The sequence below is a fragment of the Kaistia sp. SLG-1 genome (assembly GCF_059699055.1).
Genome location: NZ_AP048544.1, coordinates 2667945 through 2688940 on the forward strand (window position 1 = coordinate 2667945; position 20996 = coordinate 2688940).

Below are 20996 nucleotides of genomic sequence, written 5' to 3' on the forward strand. Positions count from 1 at the left end.
TCCCTGAGGGAGAGGTGAAAGGAAAGCGCCCCTGCATTGCGGGCACTCACGCAGGCGATGACGGACCCTAGTGGTCGACCTTCGGCAGATCCTGCCGCCCGGCGAGGTCGTCGCCGGCGTTCAGAGGCAGGCGGGCGCAGACGAAGGCGGCGAGCAGCGAGATGCTCGTTACCGTCAGGAAGGCGGCCGAGAAGTCCGGCATGGTCGGCGCGCCGTTGCCGGAAAGGGCGACGGAGACATGCAGGACGGTCGCCGACACGCAGATGCCCAGCGACAGCATCATCTGCTGGATCGTCGTGTAGAAGCTGGTCGCGGCGCTCATTTCCTCGCGCTCGACCTCGGCATAGGCGATCGTGTTGTAGGCGGTGAACTGCAGCGACTGCGAGAAGCCGCCGATCAGCAGCACGGCATAGATGGCGAGCAGCGGCCAGTCGGGCCGGAACATCGCGTAGCTCGCCAGGAAGCAGCTCGCGACGACGCTGTTCCAGATCAGCGTGTTGCGGAAGCCGAAGCGGCGCAGGATCGGCGTCGCCGAGGCCTTCATCGCCATGGCGCCGGCGGCGGAGATGAAGGTGACCAGTCCGCTGTGCACGGCCGACATGCCGAAGCCGAGCTGCATCATCATCGGCAGCAGGAAAGGCATCGCGCCGGCCGAGATTCGCGCCAGGCTTCCGGCGACGACCGAGAGGCTGAAGGTCTTGTGCCGCATCAGGCGGAGATCGAGGATCGGCGCGACGTGGCGGCGGGCATGCCGGAGGTAGAGCGCGCCGGAAACGATGCCGACGGCGATGAGGATCAGCGTCGTGCCGAGCGGCGCCTCGCCGCGCCCGCCGGTCTCGAAGGCGAACAGCAGCGAGCCGAGCGAGACGCCAGAGAGGAGCAGACCCAGCCCGTCGAACGGACGGCGGATATCCTCGCGGACATTGTCGATGTAGCGGCTCGCCAGCAGGATGCCGATCAGGCCGAGCGGCAGGTTCACGTAGAAGATCCAGCGCCAGTCGAGATAGGTGACGATGAAGCCGCCCACCATCGGGCCGATCACCGGGCCGATCAGGGCAGGGACCATCACCCAGGCCATGGCCGAGACGAAATCGGAGCGCGGCACGGTCTTCAGGATGACCAGTCGTCCGACGGGCACCATCATGGCGCCGCCGAGCCCCTGCAGCATCCGCGCGAGCACGAGGAAGGGCAGGTTGTGCGCCTGGGCGCACATCAGCGATCCCGCCATGAAGATGGCGATCGCCGCGCAGAACACGTTGCGCGCGCCGAAGCGGTCGGCAATCCAGCCGCTCGCCGGGATAAAGATCGCCAGGCTGAGCAGGTAGCCCGTCAGGGCGACGCTCATGTCGAGCGGCGAGACGCCGAAGCTTCGCGCCATGGTCGGCAGCGCGGTCGACAGCACCGTCGAATCGAGCTGTTCCATGAACAGGGCGCTGGCGACGATGAGGGCGGTGATGCGGTAGGCGCGTGGGGTGGGGGCGGCGGAGGCAATGCCTGCACCGAGGACGGTATCACTTGGCATAACGTACATTTCGTAAGGGGTACGTCCTATTTGGGCGATGTCGCCCGCCGATGCAATTCACAATCTCGTGGCATAACTTTTTGCCTCGGCTTGACTTGATCGGTCGCGGCACTCTATATCCCGGCCACCTTCCCCGGAGCGCTTCGCTTCGGCCGGATGGGCGGTTAGCTCAGCGGGAGAGCATTCGCTTCACACGCGAAGGGTCACTGGTTCAATCCCAGTACCGCCCACCATTTTCCTTTATCGAATAGCGATCTCGGCGGCAGTGTCCGCCTTCGGGCAGCTAAGCTTCGAGGCTGGTCGATCGACTCCGCCATCAACCTGAGTGTCTAGCCGGGAACGTTTGAATGACGCGATCTACGCGCGAATTTCACTCGACGGCAGGATCGCGGACTGCCTTCTCAGAAACGCGATCATCATCCTGAGGTGCCCGGCAAAGCCGGGCCTCGAAGGAGGGTCCAGGGAACGCCCTGGGTCGAGACCGTGGGGCGGATTTCGCCAGACTTCGCCAGCGGGTGTGGCCCGCTGGATCCTCCTTCGAGGCTTCGCTCACGCGAAGCACCTCAGGATGATGGTGGAGTATGGGAATGCAGTCCGGGAGAACGGTCTCGGCGACGGATCAACCGGCGCCGCCCGCATCGCGTGCAAAAGCCGGAATCGCGAGACGGCACAACGGGTGCCAGCGCGATCTCCGGGTCTTCCAGTTCTACGCAGCCGAGAGAATTTTACCGATAGGTCGGCTTCGTCCAGACCCTTGGATCCGACGCGCCTCAGACCTCTTCGAGCATCGGATGCAACTGGCTCTGCTCGGCGACGCGCTCGTGCTTCTCGAGCTCGCTCTTGATCCGGTATTGCAGCCGACCGCCTGATTCCGGCAGGGCTGCGACAATGATGTATGTGCCCGGAGCGGAGCTGAAGATCTTGCTCCGGTCCATGGTGACACGCTGGCCGACTTTAAATGTATGAGACATTGCCGAAACGTATCAGAAAATCGGCCGGCGAGTCATAATAATTCCGAGCGCGTGGATGGATAAATCGCCCGATCGGTTTCGATATTTTGATGCAGCGCGCCGGCGTGTCCAAAAAAGACTTAATTGATAATTTGCAGTTTCATTCCTGGTCGTCTATATATGTCTTGTCCCAGCCGAACAGAGCGGGAGTTCGATAGGCGCATTTGTCGATGCAGCCGTCGTTCATGAACGAAGCGGACGGATGTACTCCGTTTCATTTTTTCCCTGATCCCCTGACAAACGATCAGATGCTCTGGTTGGGTTTGCGAACCTGATCGGTGAATGTTGCCGCGCCTCTACAAGGCTGTTGCGATGCTCCCGGTCATGTTCGCCTCGAAGGCGCGCTGGCATGGTGCTGGCGTGAATGACTAAGGTAGTTTTCTAAATGGCCGATACTGGCACCGTTAAGTTCTTCGATTCGCAGCGCGGCTTCGGCTTCATTGCGCCTGACGCCGGTGGTCCCGACGTCTTCGTGCATGTCACCGCTCTTGAAGCAGCCGGCATGCGTTCGCTCAACGAAGGTCAGAAGGTTTCCTTCGACGTCGTCAGCGATCGCGGCAAGACCAAGGCCTCGAATCTCGCGGCCGTCTGAGCGTTCAGCGCAGATCTGAAATCGAAGAGCCCGGCTTCCCGCCGGGCTTTTTTGCGTCTGGAGTTTCGCTTTTGGCGAAATGCCAGTGCCTGCGGGGGGCGGCCGGGTGATCCTTGACCCAGTTTCAGACCGCGCTGCCGGCCGCTGCAGTCGGCCTATTTCGGCTTGGTCACGACGACCTTTCCCGTCATGCGCGGATGCAGCGCGCAGAAATAGTCGAACTTTCCCGGCTTGGTGAAGGTGAAGGTGAAATGGTCGTCGGTATCGAGCGGCGGCGACCGGAAGCCCTTGTCGGTGGCGGCGACGAGATGCGGGATGTCGTCGTGGTTGACCCAGGTCACGGTCGTGCCGGGTTCGACCGAGAGCTCAGCCGGCGTGAAGGTGAAGTTCTCGATCTGGATCGTCGCCGCCGCACCGGCGGCGGAGGCGCTCGACGCGGCGATCAGCCATAGCGGCAGCGCGAGCAGTCCCGCGACGAGCAGCCGCCGGGGCGCGGAGAGCCGGCGCCCGGCGCGACGCGCGACCGGGACCGACGAGGATTGGCGAATCCATGCGCACATGATGAAGCGCTCCCTGTTCGCTCAACCGGCAAGCGGGCGGTCGACGATCGCCAGCGGCTGCGAGCCGCGGACGAAATCGACCGTCGCGACGCCGAGATATTTCCGGAGGTCGCCGGCCGGCACCTTCATCGGGCCCGGCGCGGGCGCCTTGCCGGGAGCCGGCTGCGGGAAGGCCGTCGAGCGCGCGGTGTGGAAGGTAACGTTGCCCTCGACCTTCTGCATCACCTGGTGAATGTGGCCGTTCAGGATGGTCACCGAGCCGAAGCGCTTCAGGTTGGAGAGCGCCTCCGCGCCGTCGTCGGTGCCCCAGCCCCATTCCGGATAGATGCTCCAGAGCGGGATATGGGCGAAGACGACGACGGGCGTCGAGGCGGACACGGCGCCGAGGTCGTTCTTCAGCCAGGCGAGCTGGTCGGGGCCGAGCTTGCCGAGGCCGCCGGCGGCGAGGCCCGCCACGTTGACGAGCCCGACGAAGTGCACGCCGTCCTGATCGAAGCTGTACCAGCCGGTGCCTTTCGATCCCTTGCCGTAGCGATCGAGATAGGCCTTGCCCTGGCCCTCGTCGAGGAGGTCGTGTTCGCCCGGCACATAGAAGACGTGCAGTCCGGTCTCGGCGATCAGCTTGTCGGCATCGTCGAATTCCGACGCCTTGGAGAGGTGGCTGATGTCGCCGGTATGGATCATGAAGGCCGGCTTGACGGGCAGCGCCTTGATCCGGTCGATCGCCTCCTGCAGCGTCGCCAGCGCGTTCGGATTGGCGGGCTTGTCGAAGCCGACATGGCTGTCGCTGATCTGCAGGAAGGTGAAGGGCTGGGGCGCCGCCGCCTCGGCCGCCAGGGCCTTGTCGAGGCCGATCCCGAGCGGTAGCCCCCCGGCCAGGCCCCAGAGAATTCCGGTTCCTGCCCAGTTCATGCATCGGAGGAAGCCGCGGCGGTCGATGCCGTCCTCGTCCAGCAGGGGCCTGTCATGCGAGGGCTTGCCCTGCGAGGGCCGATCTTCGTCGGATGTGCTCATGGTTCGCTCCTGATCCAGGCGCGGTGGCGAGCACGCGCTCTGGAACCAGATAGAGCGGGGGGCGGAAATGTCTTCCCTTCACCGCTCCCTCAGGAGACCTTCGCGCAACACCCAATGATCGCCATGCAGCCCACAGCCTATGGGCAGGGCGCCGTCGCCCCGGCGGAGGCCGGGGCCCATAAACAGCTTTGGCTCAGCCTATCGGCCACAAGCCTGTGTGTCTGGATCCCGGCCTTCGCCGGGATGACGGCGGAGCGTGGCAAGATCCGATCAGCGCGATGAAGGCGGCGTTGCGCAACGGTTTCCTCAGGGAGAGGTGAAGGGCAGTGCGAGCCCGTCAGCGCCAGATTTCAGATCGGAATCGCGAGCTGCGTGCCGCCGGCTTCGCGCGGGACGATGACGACCTTCATGCGCTGGATCTCCTCGTAGCGGCGGATCTCGCGCGAATAGGGGCGCCAGTCGTAGAGGAGCAGCTCGGCCGGGCGCCAGAGGCCGACCCAGCCTGCGATGATGAAGCCCTCGCCGAACAGGCGGCCCATGGCGTGGCGGGTGAAGATCACCTCCTCGAACAGCAGCGAGAGCGCCAGGCAGATCGCCCAGAACACCAGGCCGATGCGCAGCGCCTTGCGCCCTTCCAGCCAGGTCTCGCGCTTCTTCTGCGCGGCGAGCCGGATCTGCGCGTTGCAGTAATTGGTGATGGCGGTGCTCATCCGGGTCGGAAGCTCCGGCGTGATCTGCGCTTCCGGCAGGTGGATGGCGATGGCCGAGACGGGCTTCTGGCCGCCGTGGCGCGCATTCATCGTGTCGATCAGCTGATCGATGCCGGAGGCCTCGATGTTCTCGCCGAGGAAAGGATCCACCTCCGGCGTCTGGAACATGTTGTGCATGTCGCTCAGGTAGAGGTGGACGGTCTCTTCGGCGGGGCTCGTCATGGGTGGGCTGCTCGCGGCATGAAAAATGGCCGGCCCCGAACCGGGGCCGGCCATTTCTTCTACAGGCTCTTTACGATGCGGAACAATGCCCGCGTGTAGCTCAGGCGCTCTGCGCCTCGACGGCGGCGAGCGCCGTCATGTTGACGATGCCGCGCGAGGTCACCGACGGCGTCAGGATGTGCGCCGGCTTGGCGGCGCCGAGCAGGATCGGGCCGACATGCAGCGCGTCCGTCATCACCTTGACGACGTTCATCGTGATGTTGGCGGCGTCGAGGTTCGGGAACACCAGCAGGTTCGCTTCGCCCGTCAGCTTCGACTTCGGCATGACGCGGGCGCGCAGCGTCTCGGACAGCGCCGAGTCGCCATGCATCTCGCCATCGACCTCGAGGTCGGGCGCCGTTTCCCAGAGGATTTCCGTCGCCCGGCGCATCTTGGCGCTCGAGACATTGTCGCGCGAGCCGAAATTCGAATGCGACAGCAGCGCCGCCTTCGGCGTGATGCCGAAGCGGCGGATGTGGTCGGCGGCGAGCCGGGTCACTTCCGCGATTTCCTCGGCGGTCGGGTTCTCGTTGACATAGGTGTCGGTCAGGAACGTCGTCGCGCCGGAGCTGATCAGGAGGCTCATGGCCGAATAGGAATGGCTCTCGGCGCGCAGCCCGATGACGTCGCGGATGACGCGGAAATTGGTGCGGAACTGGCCTTCCAGGCCGCAGAGCAGGGCGTCGGCGTCGTTGCGGATCAGCGCCAGAGCGCCGATGACGGTCGTGTTGGTGCGGACGATAGTGCGCGCCGCTTCCGGCGTGATGCCGCGGCGGCCCATCTTCTCGAGATAGAGCTCGACATAGTCGCGATAGCGCTTGTCGTCCTCGGGATTGATGATCTCGCAATCCGTGCCCGGCTTGAAGCGCAGACCGAAGCGCTTTACGCGGGTCTCGATCACCGAGGGGCGGCCGATTAGGATCGGCTGCGCCAGCCCGTCCTCGAGCGCCACCTGGGCGGCGCGCAGCACGCGCTCGTCCTCGCCGTCGGCATAGATGACGCGCTTCACGTCGGTCTTGGCCGCCGCGACCATCGGCTTCATCAGCAGGCCGGACTTGAAGACGAAGCGGGTCAGCCGGTCCATATAGGCGTCGAAATCGGTGATCGGCCGGGTGGCGACGCCGGTCTCCATCGCCGCGCGCGCCACCGCCGGCGCGATCCGGAGGATCAGGCGCTGATCGAAGGGCGACGGGATCAGGTAGTCCGGTCCGAACGAGAGCTGCACGCCGCCATAGGCCTGCGCGACGACGTCGGACGGCTCTTCCTGCGCGAGCGCGGCGATCGCGTTCACCGCTGCCTGCTTCATTTCCTCATTGATCGTCGTTGCGCCGACATCGAGGGCGCCGCGGAAGATATGAGGAAAGCAGAGGACGTTGTTGACCTGATTGGGGAAATCCGAACGGCCGGTGCAGATGGTGACGTCCGGGCGCACGGCGCGCGCTTCGTCCGGCATGATCTCCGGCTTCGGGTTCGCCAGCGCCAGGATCAGCGGACGCTCGGCCATGCGGGCGACCATGTCCGGCTTCAGCACGCCGGCGGCCGACAGGCCGAGGAAGACGTCGGCGCCGTCGATGATCTCGGCGAGCGTGCGCTTGTCGGTTTTCTGGGCGAAGACGGACTTCCACTGGTCCATCAGCGCCTCGCGGCCCTCATAGACGACGCCTTCGATATCGGCGACCCAGATGTTCTCGCGCTTGGCGCCGAGGGCGACCATCTGGTTCAAACAGGCGAGCGCGGCGGCGCCGGCGCCGGAGCAGACGATCTTCGCTTCCGCGATCGGCTTCGCCTTCAGCTTCAGGCCGTTTATGACGGCGGCGCCGACGATGATCGCCGTGCCATGCTGGTCGTCATGGAAGACGGGGATCTTCATGCGGGCGCGCAGCTTGCGCTCGATCTCGAAGCATTCCGGCGCCTTGATGTCTTCGAGGTTGATGCCGCCGAAGGTCGGCTCCAGCGCGGCGACGACGTCGACGAACCGGTCGATGTCGCGCTCGTCCACCTCGATGTCGAAGACGTCGATGCCGGCAAATTTCTTGAAGAGGACGGCCTTGCCTTCCATCACCGGCTTCGAGGCGAGGGCGCCGATGGCGCCGAGGCCGAGCACGGCGGTGCCGTTCGAGATCACGGCGACCAGATTGCCGCGCGCGGTATAATCGAAGGCCTTGGCGGGATCCGCCTCGATGGCGAGGCAGGGCGCGGCAACACCCGGCGAATAGGCGAGCGCCAGATCGCGCTGATTGCCAAGCGGCTTTGTCGCCCGGATCTCAAGCTTACCCGGCTGCGGGAAGCGGTGATAGAAGAGCGCGCTCTCGTCGAGATCGGCGCCCACCGGGCTTTTTTCAGTCATAGTCCTGCCTGCGAACGATACGGATTAGACGGCATCCTTGCTGCCGCGATCCGTCGTATCCGATCAGGGCTGGCGAGGCGAGCCAGTGAAGGTCAGAAAGCGGAGAAACCCGTGCGGGTCACGGTGCCGCCGCAGGCAATGCCCTTGGCCATGCACATGCTGATCGCCGACGTGCGCGGATCGCGGAGGTCGGAATGCGCCGGGCGCTGCACCATCTCGGCGAGGCCGATGCCGATGAGCGTGGCGAAGAGGGTGACGGCGAAGAACGAACGAGTGGCCATGACGCGGTACTCCAAAAGGCCCTAATCGATGGTCGGATCCTGCGCCCCCAGAGCTGAACCCGACCTGAAACTCACGTTCAGATATCGTTCGGAATTCTTGCGATTTGATTAAAATCGTCGAGATCTTAGGGTTTTGGTGACGTTGACGGCAGGATTGTGGATTGCCTTAATTCAATCTTGGCGCCATGCCGGATGTTCCCGACCGGGTCCTTGCGGACGCATCCGCGCGCATTTTCCGCCCGTTGCCGCCCTCTTCAGCGCCGGTTCGACGCCGAGCGCCTTGACGCTCCGTCCGAATTCCGTCATCACGCTGGCATGACGGCTTTTCCGCGTTTCAACGGCATTATCCGCTGCGGGATTATTACCGGCTAGCGCACGCTGGCTGAGGCCGTTCCTCTGTTCCATTCCGATAGAGACGAACGCCCCGGCCGGCGGGCTTGTGTTCATCGGGATCGTTCAATGACGCTGCGCCTCTACAATACGCTGACGAAGGACAAGGACGAGCTGAACCCGCTCTTCCGTGACCCCGCGACCGGCAAGCCGCATATCCGCATGTATGTCTGCGGACCGACCGTCTATGACTTCGCCCATATCGGCAATGCGCGCCCGGTTATCGTCTTCGACGTGCTGTTCCGGTTGCTGCGCCATGTCTATGGGCCGGACCACGTCACTTATGTCCGCAACATCACGGACGTCGACGACAAGATCAACGCGCGCGCCGCGGTCGATTATCCCGACCTGCCGCTGAACGAAGCGATCCGCCTCGTCACGGAGAAGACCGACGCGCAGTTCCAGGCGGATGTGGCGGCGCTCGGCTGCCTGCCGCCGACCGAACAGCCGCGCGCCACCGAGCATATCGACGGCATGAAGGCGATGATCGAGCGCCTGGTCGAGCGCGGCGTCGCCTATGTGGCGGAAGGGCACGTGCTGTTCTCGCCCTCGGCCATGGACCAGCTGAACGGCAAGCTGCCGCGCTATGGCGCGCTCGCCCGGCGCTCGCTCGACGAGATGCTGGCCGGCGCCCGCGTCGATGTCGCGCCCTATAAGAAAGAGCCGATGGATTTCGTGCTCTGGAAGCCGTCTGCCGAGAACGAGCCGGGCTGGCCGTCGCCTTCCGGCATCGAGGGTCGCGGCCGTCCGGGCTGGCACATCGAATGCTCGGCCATGTCGATGGCGAAGCTGCTGGAGCCGTTCGGCGGTGGCTTGACCTGCGACGATCCGCAGAAGAACACCTTTGATATCCATGGCGGCGGCATCGATCTCGTCTTCCCGCACCACGAGAACGAGATCGCGCAGTCCTGCTGCGCCTTCGACGCGCCGCGCATGGCCAATATCTGGATGCATAACGGCTTCCTGCAGGTCGAAGGCGAGAAGATGTCGAAGAGCCTCGGCAACTTCGTCACCATCCGCGAGCTGCTGGAGACGGGCGATTTCGGCGCGAACATCTGGCACGGCCGCGTGCTGCGCTTCGCCATGCTGACGACGCACTACCGGCAGCCGATCGATTTCACCGCCGAACGTCTGGTCGAGGCGCGCAAGCAGCTCGCCGACTGGATCGACCTCGTCGCGGGACTGGATGAGAGCGACGAGCCGCCGGCCGAACTGGTCGCGGTGCTCGCCGACGATCTCAACTTCTCCGAAGCCAAGGCGCTGATGGCCGGCTGGGCGCGGCAGAAGGGCGATCGGGAGGCGGCGACCAAGCTGTCGCGTTCGATGCGCTTCCTTGGCCTCTGGGCCGGCGAGGCGTCGGAAGAGATCTATGGCTACGGCCAGGAGGCGAGCGACGTCCCGGCCGAAACCGAGATCCTCGCCTTCATCGCCGCCCGTCTCGAAGCCCGCCGCGCCAAGAACTTCGCCGAGGCCGACCGCATCCGCGCCGAGCTCGACGGCCTCGGCATCGCGTTGAAGGACGCCAAGGACCCGGCGACCGGCGAGATCGTCACCACCTGGGAAGTGAAGCGATGAGGGCATCGCGCGCTCCCTTCGCCCCGCGCTCCGCCGCGAGCCCCACGACCTCCGTCATCCCGGCGAAGGCCGGGATCCATACGGCTGGGTTCGTCGGGGATTCGGCGGAAATGGTCGGAGTTTCAACGCCCATGACTTCCGCTGAATGGATCCCGGCCTTCGCCGGGATGACGACCGAGAATGTCGTCGCCGATGCAGCCCTGCCTCCCGGCACTATTCGCGACCGCACCCCGCGCTCCGCCGTCATCCCCGCAATTACCGGGATGACGAAGAGCCTCGACCTGCAATCCCGCGCGCGATAACCCCGCGCCGCCCAACAGAAAGACACCACCATGACCAACATTCCGCTCGACGAAGCCCTGATCGAACAGCTGATCGCCGACCGCATCGCGGCGCGGGAGGTCAAGGACTTCGCCAAGGCCGACACCATCCGCAAGCAGCTCGACGCCATGGGCCTGGTCATCATCGACGGCAAGGACGAGGCGACGGGTGAGTTCTGGACGACGTGGGACGTGAAGGCGACGCCGGAAGAAGGCTCCGAATGACAAAAGAGCGCCTCTATCTCTTTGACACGACGCTGCGCGACGGCGCGCAGACGAACGGCGTCGACTTCTCCGTCGAGGACAAGGTCCTGATCGCCGACATGCTCGATCAACTCGGCGTCGATTATGTCGAGGGCGGCTATCCCGGCGCCAATCCGACCGACACGCGCTTCTTCACCGAGAAGCGGACGCGCCGCGCGAAGTTCACCGCCTTCGGCATGACGAAGCGGGCAGGGGTCAGCCTCTCCAACGATCCCGGCATCAACACGCTGCTGGCCGCGGCCTCGGACGCGATCTGCTTCGTCGCCAAGAGCTGGGACTACCAGGTCAAGGTCGCGCTCGGCGCCACAGAGGAAGAGAACCTCGAGGGCATCCGCCAGTCGGTCGAGGCGGCTGTAGCAAGCGGCAAGGAAGCGCTCGTCGATTGCGAGCACTTCTTCGACGGCTACAAGGCGAACCCGACCTACGCGCTCGCCTGCGCCCGCACCGCGTATGAGGCCGGTGCACGCTGGGTCGTGCTCTGCGAAACCAATGGCGGCACGCTGCCGGAGGAAGTCGAGGCGATCGTCCGCGAGGTCGCCAAGGTGATCCCCGGCGATCATCTCGGCGTGCATGCGCATAACGACACCGAGCAGGCGGTCGCCAATTCGCTGGCCGCCATCCGGGGCGGCGCGCGCCAGATCCAGGGCACGCTGAACGGTATCGGCGAGCGCTGCGGCAACGCCAATTTGACCTCGATCATCCCGACCCTGATGCTGAAGCCGGCCTATGCCGACCGCTTCGAGATCGGCGTCTCGCAGGAGGCGCTGAAGGGGCTCACCGCGCTTTCCCACCGCTTCGACGAGATCGTCAACCGCGCTCCCAACCGGCAGGCGCCCTATGTCGGCGCCTCGGCTTTCGCGACCAAGGCCGGCATCCACGCCTCGGCCATCGTCAAGGATCCGAGCACCTACGAGCATGTGAAGCCGGAAGCGGTCGGCAATCATCGCCGCGTGCTGGTCTCGGACCAGGCCGGGCGCTCGAACCTGCTCGCCGAGCTGTCGCGCCTCGGCATCACGGTCGACAAGGGCGATCGCCGGCTCGATGCGCTGCTCTCCGAGGTCAAGGAGCGCGAGGCGGTCGGCTATTCCTATGAGGGCGCCGACGCCTCGTTCGAGCTGCTGGCGCGCCGGACCCTCGGCCATGTGCCGGAATTCTTCGCGGTCGAGAGCTTCCACGTCACGGTCGAGCGCCGCTTCAACGCGGTCGGCAAGCAGATCTCGGTCTCCGAGGCCGTGGTGAAGCTGATCGTCGGCGGCGAGCGGCTGTTGACGGTCGAGGAGGGCAACGGCCCAGTCAACGCGCTTGACCGGGCGCTCCGCAAGGATCTCGGCGTCTATCAGGAAGCGATCTCGGATCTCGAGCTGATCGACTACAAGGTCCGTATCCTGAACGGCGGCACGGAAGCCGTGACCCGCGTCCTCATTGAGACGCGCGACGCCACCGGCGACAGCTGGCTGACCATCGGCGTCTCGGAAAACGTCGTCGACGCCTCGTTCGAGGCGCTGCTCGATTCGATCATCTACAAGCTGGTGAAATCCGGGGCGAAGCCGGCGCACGGCTGAGCCGGCTTTCGTCGTCTCTTATTCACGCATCTCCGCGGGCGGGTCTCGCGGAGATGTACCCTGGCGAAATTGCGCGACACACGTCCCGGCGAGCGCCTAGCGGGCGGCTGCGATGCCGGCCAGGATGAGGTCGACACCGGCGAGGAATTGCTCGCGGTCGTCGTGTTCGCGCAATTGCGTCGCCACCTGGCGCAGGAACGGATATTCGGCCGGGTCGAGTTCGCTCCACCGGGCGGCGACGTCACCGAGGAAGGCCTCGCGGTCCGTTCGATCGGTATCGCGCGCGAGGCGGGCGTTCGCGGCATTCTGCCCGGCGACGCCCAGCACATAGTTCAGCAGGGCGGACGCGGCGTCGAACTGCTCTCGCTCGGGGACACCGAGCGCCTGGAGCCCGCCGCCGATCCCTTCGAAGATCCGCAGCATGGCGGACTGCCACGGTTCGCGGAAAAGCTGCGCACCCACCCAGGGGTGCGCATCGATCGCGTCGAACACCCCGAGGGCAATGGCGCGGATCGCCTCGCGAGGCTCCCCATTGACGATCACCCCGGCCATGACCCGGTCGATGACGTCATTGGTGGTCGCGGCGAGCAACTCACTCTTGTCGGCGACGTGCCAGTAGATCGCCCCGCTTCCGGTGGAAAGGCGGGTCGTGAGCGCGCGGAAGGTCAGGGCGGTCTCGCCGTCGGCATCGAGGATCTCGATCGCCGCCTCGACAATCCGTTCCTTCGAGAGCGCGTCGGCGCGCCGTTCTGTCCGTTGGGTCTTGGTCGTCATCCCCGCATCTTGACATGAATGGAACACCGTTCCAAAACAAATCCAACTGGAACGACGTTCCATTCACCGCGTGAAGGGAAACAAGGATGACGAAATCCATAGCGATCGTCGGAGCGGGCCTCGGCGGCCTCATGCTGGCACGCGTGCTCCACGTGCACGGCATCCCGGCGACGATCTACGAGGCAGAGCTTTCGGCTGATGCCCGCACCCAGGGAGGGATGCTCGACATCCACGAGGCCGACGGGCAGCGCGCGCTCAAGGCGGCCGGCCTGTTCGAGGCGTTTCAGGCCCTGATTCATCCCGGCGGCGAGGCGTCGCGCGTCCTGGATCAACACGGGAACGTGCTGCTCGACCAGCCCGATGACGGCACGGGTGGACGTCCCGAGGTGCTTCGCGGCGAATTGCGGCGGATCCTCCTCGAGTCGTTGCCCGCCGGGACGATCCGCTGGGGCAAGAAGCTCGCGGGTGTCACGGCGCTCGGCGGCGGCGAGCACGAACTGTCATTCGCGGATGGATCCAGCGTCCGCACCGCACTCCTCGTGGGGGCGGACGGCGCCTGGTCGAAGGTCCGGCCGCGGCTCACTGACATTCGGCCCGACTATATCGGCACGACATTCATCGAGACCTACCTCCACGACGCCGACGAGAAGCATGCGGCTTCCGCCGAGGCGGTCGGCGGTGGCGCGTTGTTCGCGCTCGCTCCGGGAAAGGGGATCTTCGCCCATCGCGAGCCGGACGGCACCCTGCACGCCTATGTTGCGCTCAGCCGGCCCGAAGCGTGGTTCTCCGGCATCGACTTCAGCGACGTCAGCACCGCGAAGGCGACGATCGCGGGCGAGTTTGACGGGTGGGCGCCGGCGCTTGCCGCGCTGATCACGGATGGCGAGACCACGCCAGTCCTGCGCAGGCTCCATGCGCTGCCCGTCGGGCATCGCTGGGAGCGCGTGCCCGGCGTGACGCTCGTCGGCGATGCCGCGCACCTCGCGCCGCCGGCCGGCGAGGGCGCGAACCTGGCGATGCTCGACGGCGCCGAGCTGGCCGAGGCGATCGCCGCGCACCCCGACGACGTCGAGACGGCGCTCGCGGCCTATGAAGCGGCGATGTTCCCCCGCAGCGAGGCGGAGGCAGCGGATGCGCACCAGATCCTGGAGATATGCCTCGGCGACCGCGCCCCCTTCGCGCTCGTCGAATTCCTCACCGGCGCGATCGAGGCGAATTCGGAAGCGGCGGCGCAGTCCGGAGCCGCGCTCTCAAACATCGGCATGTGAACCGGTTGGATCGCCTAGAGATCGGCGATCGGCATCGGCTCGACGGCCGGCTCGCGGGTGGCGGCTTTGGCGATCGCCGCCTTGAGCTTCGGCAGGATGTCGTCGGCGCTGTCGGCGACGATGTAGTTGACCTCGAAGCCGCTGCGGATGAAGCCCGCGTCGGACATGTGCCGCAGAAGCGCGATCAGCGGATCCCAGAAGCCGTTGATGTTGGCGATCAGCACCGGCTTGCGGTGCCGCCCGAGCTGGGCCCAGGTCATCATCTCGACCAGTTCCTCGAGCGTGCCGATGCCGCCGGGCAGGGCGACGAAGGCGTCGGAGCGCTCGAACATCAGCCGCTTGCGCTCGTGCATGTCGTTGGTGACGACCAGCTCATGCGCGGTGTCGAGCATGACCTCGCGTTCCTTCAGGAACTGCGGGATGATGCCGGTGACATGGCCGCCAGCCTGCATGACGGAGCGCGCGGTGATGCCCATCAGGCCGATGGCGCCGCCTCCATAGACGAGGCCGATGCCGGCCTCTCCCATCGCCTTGCCGAGATGTTCGGCGGAACTCGCATAGATGGGGGCGTCGCCCGCGGACGAACCGCAGTAGACGCAAATCGAGGAAAGCTGGGTCATGCAGACTTCCTCGCATCCGGGCGGACGGGCGTCAAGCCGATGGCGGTTGCGCGACAGCGCCATGGAAACTGCGGTTTCGCTGCCTTGTCGCGCCCTTGAAAGCGGGTATAACAAGGCAGAGAATAAGCCGGAAAACGCCGAGGAATCAGCGGTCCGGCAGGGGACATGAGCCCGCCGGGCGCGGAATCGGAAAAGCCGTTCCGTTTTGAGCGACAGGTTTGAGCATCGATGGCTGAGCAGACACCTCCCGGGCCGAAGACATCCGGTCGCGTTGCCGGCGTAGTGGCGATCGCCGCCATTCTGGTCGGGGGCTATTACGGCCTGGTCGCCAAGCCTGCCGCCGAAAAGGGAACCGCGCCGGACGCGACTTCGGCTGCGACTGGCTCGGCGCCCGCCGCCGACGGCAAGGCACCGGATGCAAAGCCGGAAGCGACGCAGGCCGCCGGGAGCGCCGCGTCCGCGAAGCCCGAGTCCGAACAGGCTGCCATTCCCGCCGAAGGCTCCGCGCCGAGCTTCGACATTGTCCGCGTCGAGCCGTCGGGCGAGACCGTCGTCGCCGGCCTCGCCGCGCCGAAGTCCAAGGTCGAGCTGCTGGATGGCCAGTCGACGATCGCCACGGCCGAGGCGAACGAGCGCGGCGAGTGGGCGGTCGCGGTCGAGAAGCCGCTGGCAGCCGGAACGCATGATCTGTCGATCCGCACGACTTCGCCTGACAAGAAGGTCGAGACCCTTTCCGAGCAGAGCGTCGCCGTGCAGGTGCAGGAGCCCGGCAAGGGGGAGGCGCTCGTCGTGCTGAACACGCCGGCGACGGCGAGCAAGGTGCTGCAGAAGCCCGAAGGCGCCGGCGAGCAGAAGGTCGCGTCGGCGGCGACGCCGGAGCCGAAGGCGGAGAACGCCCCGGCCGAAGCCAAGCCCGCCGACGAGGCGGCTGCGCCGTCTGCCAATTCTTCCGATACCGCCGCCTCGGCGCAGGCCGCGCCGGAAGGCGCCGCCCCGGGCGCGCAGGCGAACGCGCCGGAGGCCGTGGCCAAGACCGAAGCCCCGGCCGATACCGCTGCCAAGAACGAGACGCCGGCTCAGTCGGATACGCTCGCCGATGCGGATCGCGTGGCGAAGCCGGAGACGGCCGGCGCTCCCGCCGCCCAGACGGCCAAGACGGATGAGCCTGCCAAGGCAGGCGACGCCACCAAGACGGCCGATGCGGCTTCCGGCGCGAAGCCGGACGTCTCGGTCGACGCGGTCGAGGTCGAGGACGGCAAGCTGTTCGTCGCCGGCTCGGCCAAGTCCAAGGCGCCGGTGCGCGTCTACATGGACGACAAGCTGGTGGGCGAGGCGAAGCCGGAAGAAAACGGCCGCTGGCTGCTTGAGACGAAGCGCTCGGTCGAGCCGGGTCGCCGCGTCGTGCGCGCCGACCAGGTCGAGACCAATGGCTCGGGCAAGGTGGTCGGCCGCGCCGAGGTGCCGTTCGAGCGGACCGAGGACGTCGCGATGCTCGCGCCGGTCGTCGCCGGCGGCGGCGCCGGTGGCGCCAGCGCCGATGGCCATGTGCCGGCGCCGCACAACGTCATCATCCGTCGCGGCGACAATCTCTGGACCATCTCGCGCCGCCTCTACGGCCGCGGCATCCGCTATTCGACGATTTACGAAGCGAACAACGACCAGATCCGCAATCCGCACCTGATCTATCCCGGCCAGACCTTCGTGCTGCCGGCGGGCGACGCGAACTGGACTAACTGAACCACGATACCCACATGACCGGGAGCGCGCCCTGGCGCGCTCCATGATCCGTGTCCGGGCAAACCCGCGACGCGGATTTTCCGTTTGCGCCGAGGCGCGACGGGCAGCGCGAAAATCTGGAGTACGCCAATGAGCGCGACCAACAGCGCCGTACCGGGGCCCGGCAAGGGCACGCCGGATGAAGAGAGGGACGCGACGGCGTTCTCGACGATCGTCAGCCTCTGGCCCTATATCTGGCCGAAGGACCGAAACGACCTGAAGATCCGGGTCGCCGGCGCGCTCGTCATCCTGGTTCTCGCCAAGGTTCTCACCGTCTGTATTCCGTTCCTCTACAAATGGGCGACGGACGCGCTCGTCTCGCCGGCCAACGCGGCGGGCGACAAGGGCGGGCTGGCGCTGATCATCACCGTGCCGATCATGCTGGTGGTCGCCTATGGCGTCGGCCGCATCCTGCTCAACGCGTTCAACCAGATGCGCGACGCGCTGTTCGCCCGCGTCAGCGAGAACGCGATCCGCAAGCTCGGCCGCCGCGCCTTCGTGCACATGCACCGCCTGTCGCTGCGGTTCCATCTGCAGCGCCGCACCGGCGGCCTGTCGCGGACGATGGACCACGGGATGAAGGGTATCGACTCGATCGTCGACCACATCATCCTGAACACGTTCCCGACCCTGCTCGAATTCCTGCTGGCGGCCGTCGTCATCGCCTGGCAGTTCAACCTGACCTATGTCGCCGTCATCGCGGTGACCATCGTCGCCTATGTCTGGTTCACCATCGTGGCGTCGAACTGGCGCATCGCCATCCGTCGCGAGATGAACGCCTCCGATACCGACGCCAACGCCAAGGCCGTCGACTCGCTGCTCAACTACGAGACGGTGAAGTATTTCGGCAACGAGGCGATGGAGGCCGACCGCTACGACAGGTCGCTGGCGCGCTACGAGGCTGCCTCGATCAAGACCTGGACGTCGCTCGCGTGGCTCAATCTCGGCCAGACGATCATCTTCACCACCGGCATGACCGTCTGCATGGCGCTGTCGGGCATGGCGATCATGCGCGGCGAGCAGACGATCGGCGACTTCGTCATGATCAACGCGCTGCTGGTGCAGCTGTCCTTCCCGCTGAATTTCATCGGCACGGTCTATCGCGAGCTGAAGCAGGGCCTCGCCGACGTCGAGGCGATGTTCCGCCTGCTCGACATGCCGGAGGAGGTCCAGGACAAGCCCGGCGCCGAGGCGCTCGTCGTCCGTGAAGGCACGGTCCGCTTCGAGGACGTCTCGTTCCACTATGATCCGGCGCGCGAGATCCTGAAGCATGTCAGCTTCGAGGTCCCGGCCGGCAAGACGGTGGCGATCGTCGGTCCGTCCGGCGCCGGAAAATCGACGATCTCGCGGCTGATGTTCCGCTTCTACGACGTCACCGCCGGCCGCATCACCATCGACGGCGTCGACATCCGCGACGTCCGGCAGACCAGCGTGCGCGCCGCGATCGGCATGGTTCCCCAGGATACCGTGCTGTTCAACGACACGATCGCCTACAACATCGGCTATGGCCGGCCGAGTGCCTCGATGGACGAAGTCCGCGAGGCGGCCCGCATGGCGCAGATCGCCGGCTTCATCGAGGGCCTGCCGGATGGCTTCGATTCGGAGGTCGGCGAGCGCGGTCTCAAGCTCTCGGGCGGCGAGAAGCAGCGCGTCGCGATCGCGCGCACCATCCTGAAGGCGCCGCCGATTCTCGTCCTCGACGAGGCGACCTCGGCGCTCGATACCCACACCGAGCGCGAGATCCAGGGCGCGCTCGACCGTGTGTCGTCCGGCCGCACCACGCTGGTGATCGCGCACCGCCTGTCGACGGTCGTGACGGCGGACGAGATCATCGTGCTGGAAGCCGGCCAGATCATCGAGCGCGGCAATCACGACACGCTGATGCGCAAGGGCGGCCTCTATGCTTCGATGTGGGATCGCCAGCGCGAGGCGGACGAGGCGGCCGAGCGGCTGCGCCGGGTCCAGGAGACCGATACGCTGGGCGTGGTGACGCGCGGACCGAAGGCGGAACTGGAGACTGTCGGCTAAAACAAATCCGTTCCGGTGGGCTCCGGCTTCTCACCTCTCCCTGAGGGAGAGGTCGGAGGCCGCTTCACACCCGGAGCTATCCGTGATCTATCGAACCGCTGCAAATTCAGGGAGACAGGGCAAGGCATGGATTCTGTGCTGAAATCGATCCGGGCGAACTTCGTGCCGATCCACCGCGAAGGCTACCCCTTCATTGCAATCCTCGCCTTCGTCACCCTGTTCCTGGGCTGGCTCTGGGGCCCGCTGTTCTGGCTCGGACTGATTCTGACGGCGTGGTGCGTCTATTTCTTCCGCGATCCGCCGCGGGTGACGCCGCTCGATCCGGACCTCGTCATCAGCCCCGCCGATGGCCGCGTCTCGGCCGTCGGTCCCGTCGTGCCGCCGCCGGAGCTGGAGCTCGGGACCGCGCCGCGCGTACGGATCTCGGTCTTCATGAACGTCTTCAATTGCCACGTGAACCGCGCCCCGGTCGCCGGCACCGTCCAGCGCATCGCCTATACGCCCGGCAAGTTCCTGAATGCCGAGCTCGACAAGGCGAGCGAGGACAATGAGCGCAACGGCCTGGTGATCGACGGTGTCCACGGCAGGCTCGGCGTCGTCCAGATCGCCGGCCTCGTCGCGCGCCGCATCGTCTGCTTCACCCGCGAGGGGCAGCAGCTGGCGGTCGGCGAGCGCTTCGGTTTGATCCGCTTCGGCTCGCGCCTCGACGTCTATCTGCCCGAGGGCGCGACGCCGCTCGTGGCGGAAGGCCAGACGGCGATCGCCGGCGAAACCGTGCTCGCCCGCTTCGGCACCGGCGGCTCGATCAGCGGCGTGCGGGTCGACTGACATGGAAACCATCTTCCCTCCCTTCGATCCGGATGACGAGGGGGGGCATCGGCCACGCCTTCGTCAGGTTCGGCAGATCCCGATCCGGATGATCCTGCCCAATCTCGTCACGCTGCTGGCGCTCTGCGCCGGCCTGACGGCGATCCGCATGGCGATCGAGGCGCGCTATGGCGAGGCGATCGCCATGATCGTCGTCGCCGCCGTGCTAGACGGCATCGACGGGCGGGTGGCGCGCCTGCTGCGCTCGACCTCGCGCTTCGGCGCGGAGCTCGATTCGCTGACCGATTTCGTCAATTTCGGCGTCGCGCCGGCGATCCTGCTCTATGTCTGGGCGCTCGACGAGGTTCGCTCGCTCGGCTGGATCGCGGCCCTGGTCTTCGCCATCTGCGCCGCGCTGCGCCTCGCGCGCTTCAACGTCGCGATCGACAATCCGCACAAGCCGGACTGGCAGGCGAACTTCTTCGTCGGCGTGCCGGCCCCTGCGGGCGCGCTGATCGTGCTGTTGCCGGTCTATCTCGAATATCTCGACCTGCCGCACGGCCGCTTTACGGCGCCCGTCGTGCTGGTCTACACGCTCGCCGTCGGGCTCCTGATGGTCAGCCGCCTGCCGACCTGGTCGGGCAAGAAGTTCGGCGCCCGCGTCTCGCGCGAGATCGTGCTGCCGCTCTTCGTCGTGGTGGTGGTGCTCGCCGCTTCGCTGCTCAGCTACCCCTGGCACGTGCTCGCCGCCGGCGCGCTCATCTATCTGGCCGCGCTGCCGATCGGCTGGCGCGCCTGGCAGAAGCATGTGCGCGAGGACGCCGCGAAGGCGGTCCCCGCCAGCGACGGCAACAACTGACGTTCCAAAAGCAATTCACCCGGAAGGCGAGGCCATCCGGGTGAATTGTCGTATCGCGGAAATCGGGATTGCCGGCCGGTCGGCCGGCCCGGCTCAGCCGTGGCTGGCGACGGCGCGCATGCGCTCGTCATAGGGCACGCGGGCGAACGCACCGTCGAGCACGTCGGCGGCCGTCGGCGCCATCAGCTCGAGCACGCGGCGCATCTGGGCGATCTGCAGGTCGAGCGCGGCCATGAAGCGCGGATCGTCGGCCGGGAGGCTGGTTGCCTGGAACGGGGTATGCGCGGACTGCATTCTGGCCTCCTAGGGGACGGGTGGCAGCAGGCGTCGCTACCTATTGTTTTAATTTTGCGCGATGTAGGTTAACGGCGTGTGAATCGGCGGGGCGAATTAACGCTGTGAATCCAACCATCCAGCCGGAAATTGCCCTCGCCGTCGGCAAGACGCTAACCATTC

20 protein-coding genes and 1 tRNA gene are annotated in these 20996 nt (G+C 66.1%); 11 read left to right on the top strand and 10 right to left on the bottom strand.

Annotation, left to right across the window (positions count from 1 at the left end):
• Positions 1-67: 67 nt before the first annotated feature.
• The gene (locus AC6HZP_RS12045; RefSeq protein WP_497523072.1) at positions 68-1522 is read right to left on the bottom strand and encodes a DHA2 family efflux MFS transporter permease subunit; all 1455 of its coding nucleotides are present in this window, start codon (positions 1520-1522) and stop codon (positions 68-70) included.
• 158 nt (positions 1523-1680) lie between these two features.
• Between AC6HZP_RS12045 and AC6HZP_RS12050 the strand changes: the two genes are divergently transcribed.
• A tRNA-Val gene (locus tag AC6HZP_RS12050) sits at positions 1681-1755 on the top strand.
• 537 nt (positions 1756-2292) lie between these two features.
• On the opposite strand, the gene AC6HZP_RS12055 is transcribed toward AC6HZP_RS12050, so the two are convergent.
• On the bottom strand, positions 2293-2493 hold the full coding sequence (locus tag AC6HZP_RS12055; RefSeq protein WP_201403779.1) for a hypothetical protein: 201 nt from the start codon (positions 2491-2493) through the stop codon (positions 2293-2295).
• A 424-nt stretch (positions 2494-2917) separates the two neighbouring features.
• Here AC6HZP_RS12055 and AC6HZP_RS12060 point away from each other — a divergent pair, with 424 nt between their 5' ends.
• Positions 2918-3124: a cold-shock protein gene (locus AC6HZP_RS12060; RefSeq protein ID WP_201403780.1), complete on the top strand. Its 207-nt coding sequence runs from the start codon at positions 2918-2920 to the stop codon at positions 3122-3124.
• A gap of 155 nt (positions 3125-3279) precedes the next feature.
• Here AC6HZP_RS12060 and AC6HZP_RS12065 read toward each other — a convergent pair whose 3' ends face one another.
• The 5 genes from AC6HZP_RS12065 to AC6HZP_RS12085 form a co-directional block, all read right to left on the bottom strand.
• Complete coding sequence (locus AC6HZP_RS12065; protein ID WP_497523073.1) at positions 3280-3684, bottom strand: cupredoxin domain-containing protein; 405 nt, start codon at positions 3682-3684, stop codon at positions 3280-3282.
• A 21-nt stretch (positions 3685-3705) separates the two neighbouring features.
• Positions 3706-4596, bottom strand: coding sequence for a metallophosphoesterase family protein (locus AC6HZP_RS12070; RefSeq protein WP_497526796.1), 891 nt, complete (start codon positions 4594-4596; stop codon positions 3706-3708).
• A 452-nt stretch (positions 4597-5048) separates the two neighbouring features.
• Entirely contained in the window at positions 5049-5630 is a 582-nt protein-coding gene (locus AC6HZP_RS12075; RefSeq protein WP_497523074.1) for a hypothetical protein, read from the bottom strand.
• Between the two features lie 100 nt (positions 5631-5730).
• Positions 5731-8016: an NADP-dependent malic enzyme gene (locus AC6HZP_RS12080; protein WP_497523075.1), complete on the bottom strand. Its 2286-nt coding sequence runs from the start codon at positions 8014-8016 to the stop codon at positions 5731-5733.
• Positions 8017-8108: 92 nt separating this feature from the next.
• Positions 8109-8297 (bottom strand): hypothetical protein, encoded by a 189-nt coding sequence (locus tag AC6HZP_RS12085; protein WP_201403785.1) that lies wholly within the window; start codon positions 8295-8297, stop codon positions 8109-8111.
• Positions 8298-8756: 459 nt separating this feature from the next.
• Between AC6HZP_RS12085 and cysS the strand changes: the two genes are divergently transcribed.
• The 4 genes from cysS to cimA all read left to right on the top strand — a co-directional run bounded on the left by cysS (position 8757) and on the right by cimA (position 12408).
• Positions 8757-10262 (top strand): cysteine--tRNA ligase, encoded by a 1506-nt coding sequence (gene cysS / locus AC6HZP_RS12090; protein ID WP_497523076.1) that lies wholly within the window; start codon positions 8757-8759, stop codon positions 10260-10262.
• Positions 10263-10393: 131 nt separating this feature from the next.
• Complete coding sequence (locus tag AC6HZP_RS12095; protein WP_497523077.1) at positions 10394-10564, top strand: hypothetical protein; 171 nt, start codon at positions 10394-10396, stop codon at positions 10562-10564.
• A gap of 30 nt (positions 10565-10594) precedes the next feature.
• Positions 10595-10807 carry a CysS/YqeB C-terminal domain-containing protein gene (locus tag AC6HZP_RS12100; protein ID WP_497523078.1) on the top strand — a complete coding sequence of 71 codons (213 nt, stop codon included), beginning with the start codon at positions 10595-10597 and terminating at the stop codon, positions 10805-10807.
• Positions 10804-12408 (top strand): citramalate synthase, encoded by a 1605-nt coding sequence (gene cimA / locus AC6HZP_RS12105; RefSeq protein WP_497523079.1) that lies wholly within the window; start codon positions 10804-10806, stop codon positions 12406-12408. The genes AC6HZP_RS12100 and cimA overlap by 4 nt, the downstream gene beginning before the upstream one ends.
• Positions 12409-12504: 96 nt before the next feature.
• Here the strand turns inward: cimA and AC6HZP_RS12110 are convergent, their stop codons facing one another.
• Positions 12505-13182, bottom strand: coding sequence for a TetR/AcrR family transcriptional regulator (locus AC6HZP_RS12110; protein ID WP_497523080.1), 678 nt, complete (start codon positions 13180-13182; stop codon positions 12505-12507).
• Positions 13183-13268: 86 nt separating this feature from the next.
• On the opposite strand from AC6HZP_RS12110, the gene AC6HZP_RS12115 reads away from it, so the two are divergent.
• Complete coding sequence (locus AC6HZP_RS12115; RefSeq protein ID WP_497523081.1) at positions 13269-14450, top strand: FAD-dependent oxidoreductase; 1182 nt, start codon at positions 13269-13271, stop codon at positions 14448-14450.
• 14 nt (positions 14451-14464) lie between these two features.
• Here the strand turns inward: AC6HZP_RS12115 and AC6HZP_RS12120 are convergent, their stop codons facing one another.
• The gene (locus AC6HZP_RS12120) at positions 14465-15070 is read right to left on the bottom strand and encodes an LOG family protein (RefSeq protein ID WP_497523082.1); all 606 of its coding nucleotides are present in this window, start codon (positions 15068-15070) and stop codon (positions 14465-14467) included.
• A gap of 228 nt (positions 15071-15298) precedes the next feature.
• Between AC6HZP_RS12120 and AC6HZP_RS12125 the strand changes: the two genes are divergently transcribed.
• From AC6HZP_RS12125 to pssA, 4 genes are all read left to right on the top strand, one after another.
• Positions 15299-16807 carry a LysM peptidoglycan-binding domain-containing protein gene (locus AC6HZP_RS12125; RefSeq protein WP_497523083.1) on the top strand — a complete coding sequence of 503 codons (1509 nt, stop codon included), beginning with the start codon at positions 15299-15301 and terminating at the stop codon, positions 16805-16807.
• Positions 16808-16936: 129 nt separating this feature from the next.
• Positions 16937-18874: an ABCB family ABC transporter ATP-binding protein/permease gene (locus tag AC6HZP_RS12130; RefSeq protein WP_497523084.1), complete on the top strand. Its 1938-nt coding sequence runs from the start codon at positions 16937-16939 to the stop codon at positions 18872-18874.
• A 78-nt stretch (positions 18875-18952) separates the two neighbouring features.
• Positions 18953-19702 carry a phosphatidylserine decarboxylase gene (locus AC6HZP_RS12135; protein WP_497526797.1) on the top strand — a complete coding sequence of 250 codons (750 nt, stop codon included), beginning with the start codon at positions 18953-18955 and terminating at the stop codon, positions 19700-19702.
• Position 19703: 1 nt separating this feature from the next.
• Positions 19704-20540, top strand: a complete 837-nt coding sequence (pssA, locus tag AC6HZP_RS12140) for a CDP-diacylglycerol--serine O-phosphatidyltransferase (protein ID WP_497523085.1) — start codon at positions 19704-19706, stop codon at positions 20538-20540.
• A 93-nt stretch (positions 20541-20633) separates the two neighbouring features.
• Here the strand turns inward: pssA and AC6HZP_RS12145 are convergent, their stop codons facing one another.
• Complete coding sequence (locus AC6HZP_RS12145; protein ID WP_201403796.1) at positions 20634-20834, bottom strand: hypothetical protein; 201 nt, start codon at positions 20832-20834, stop codon at positions 20634-20636.
• Positions 20835-20996: the final 162 nt, after the last annotated feature.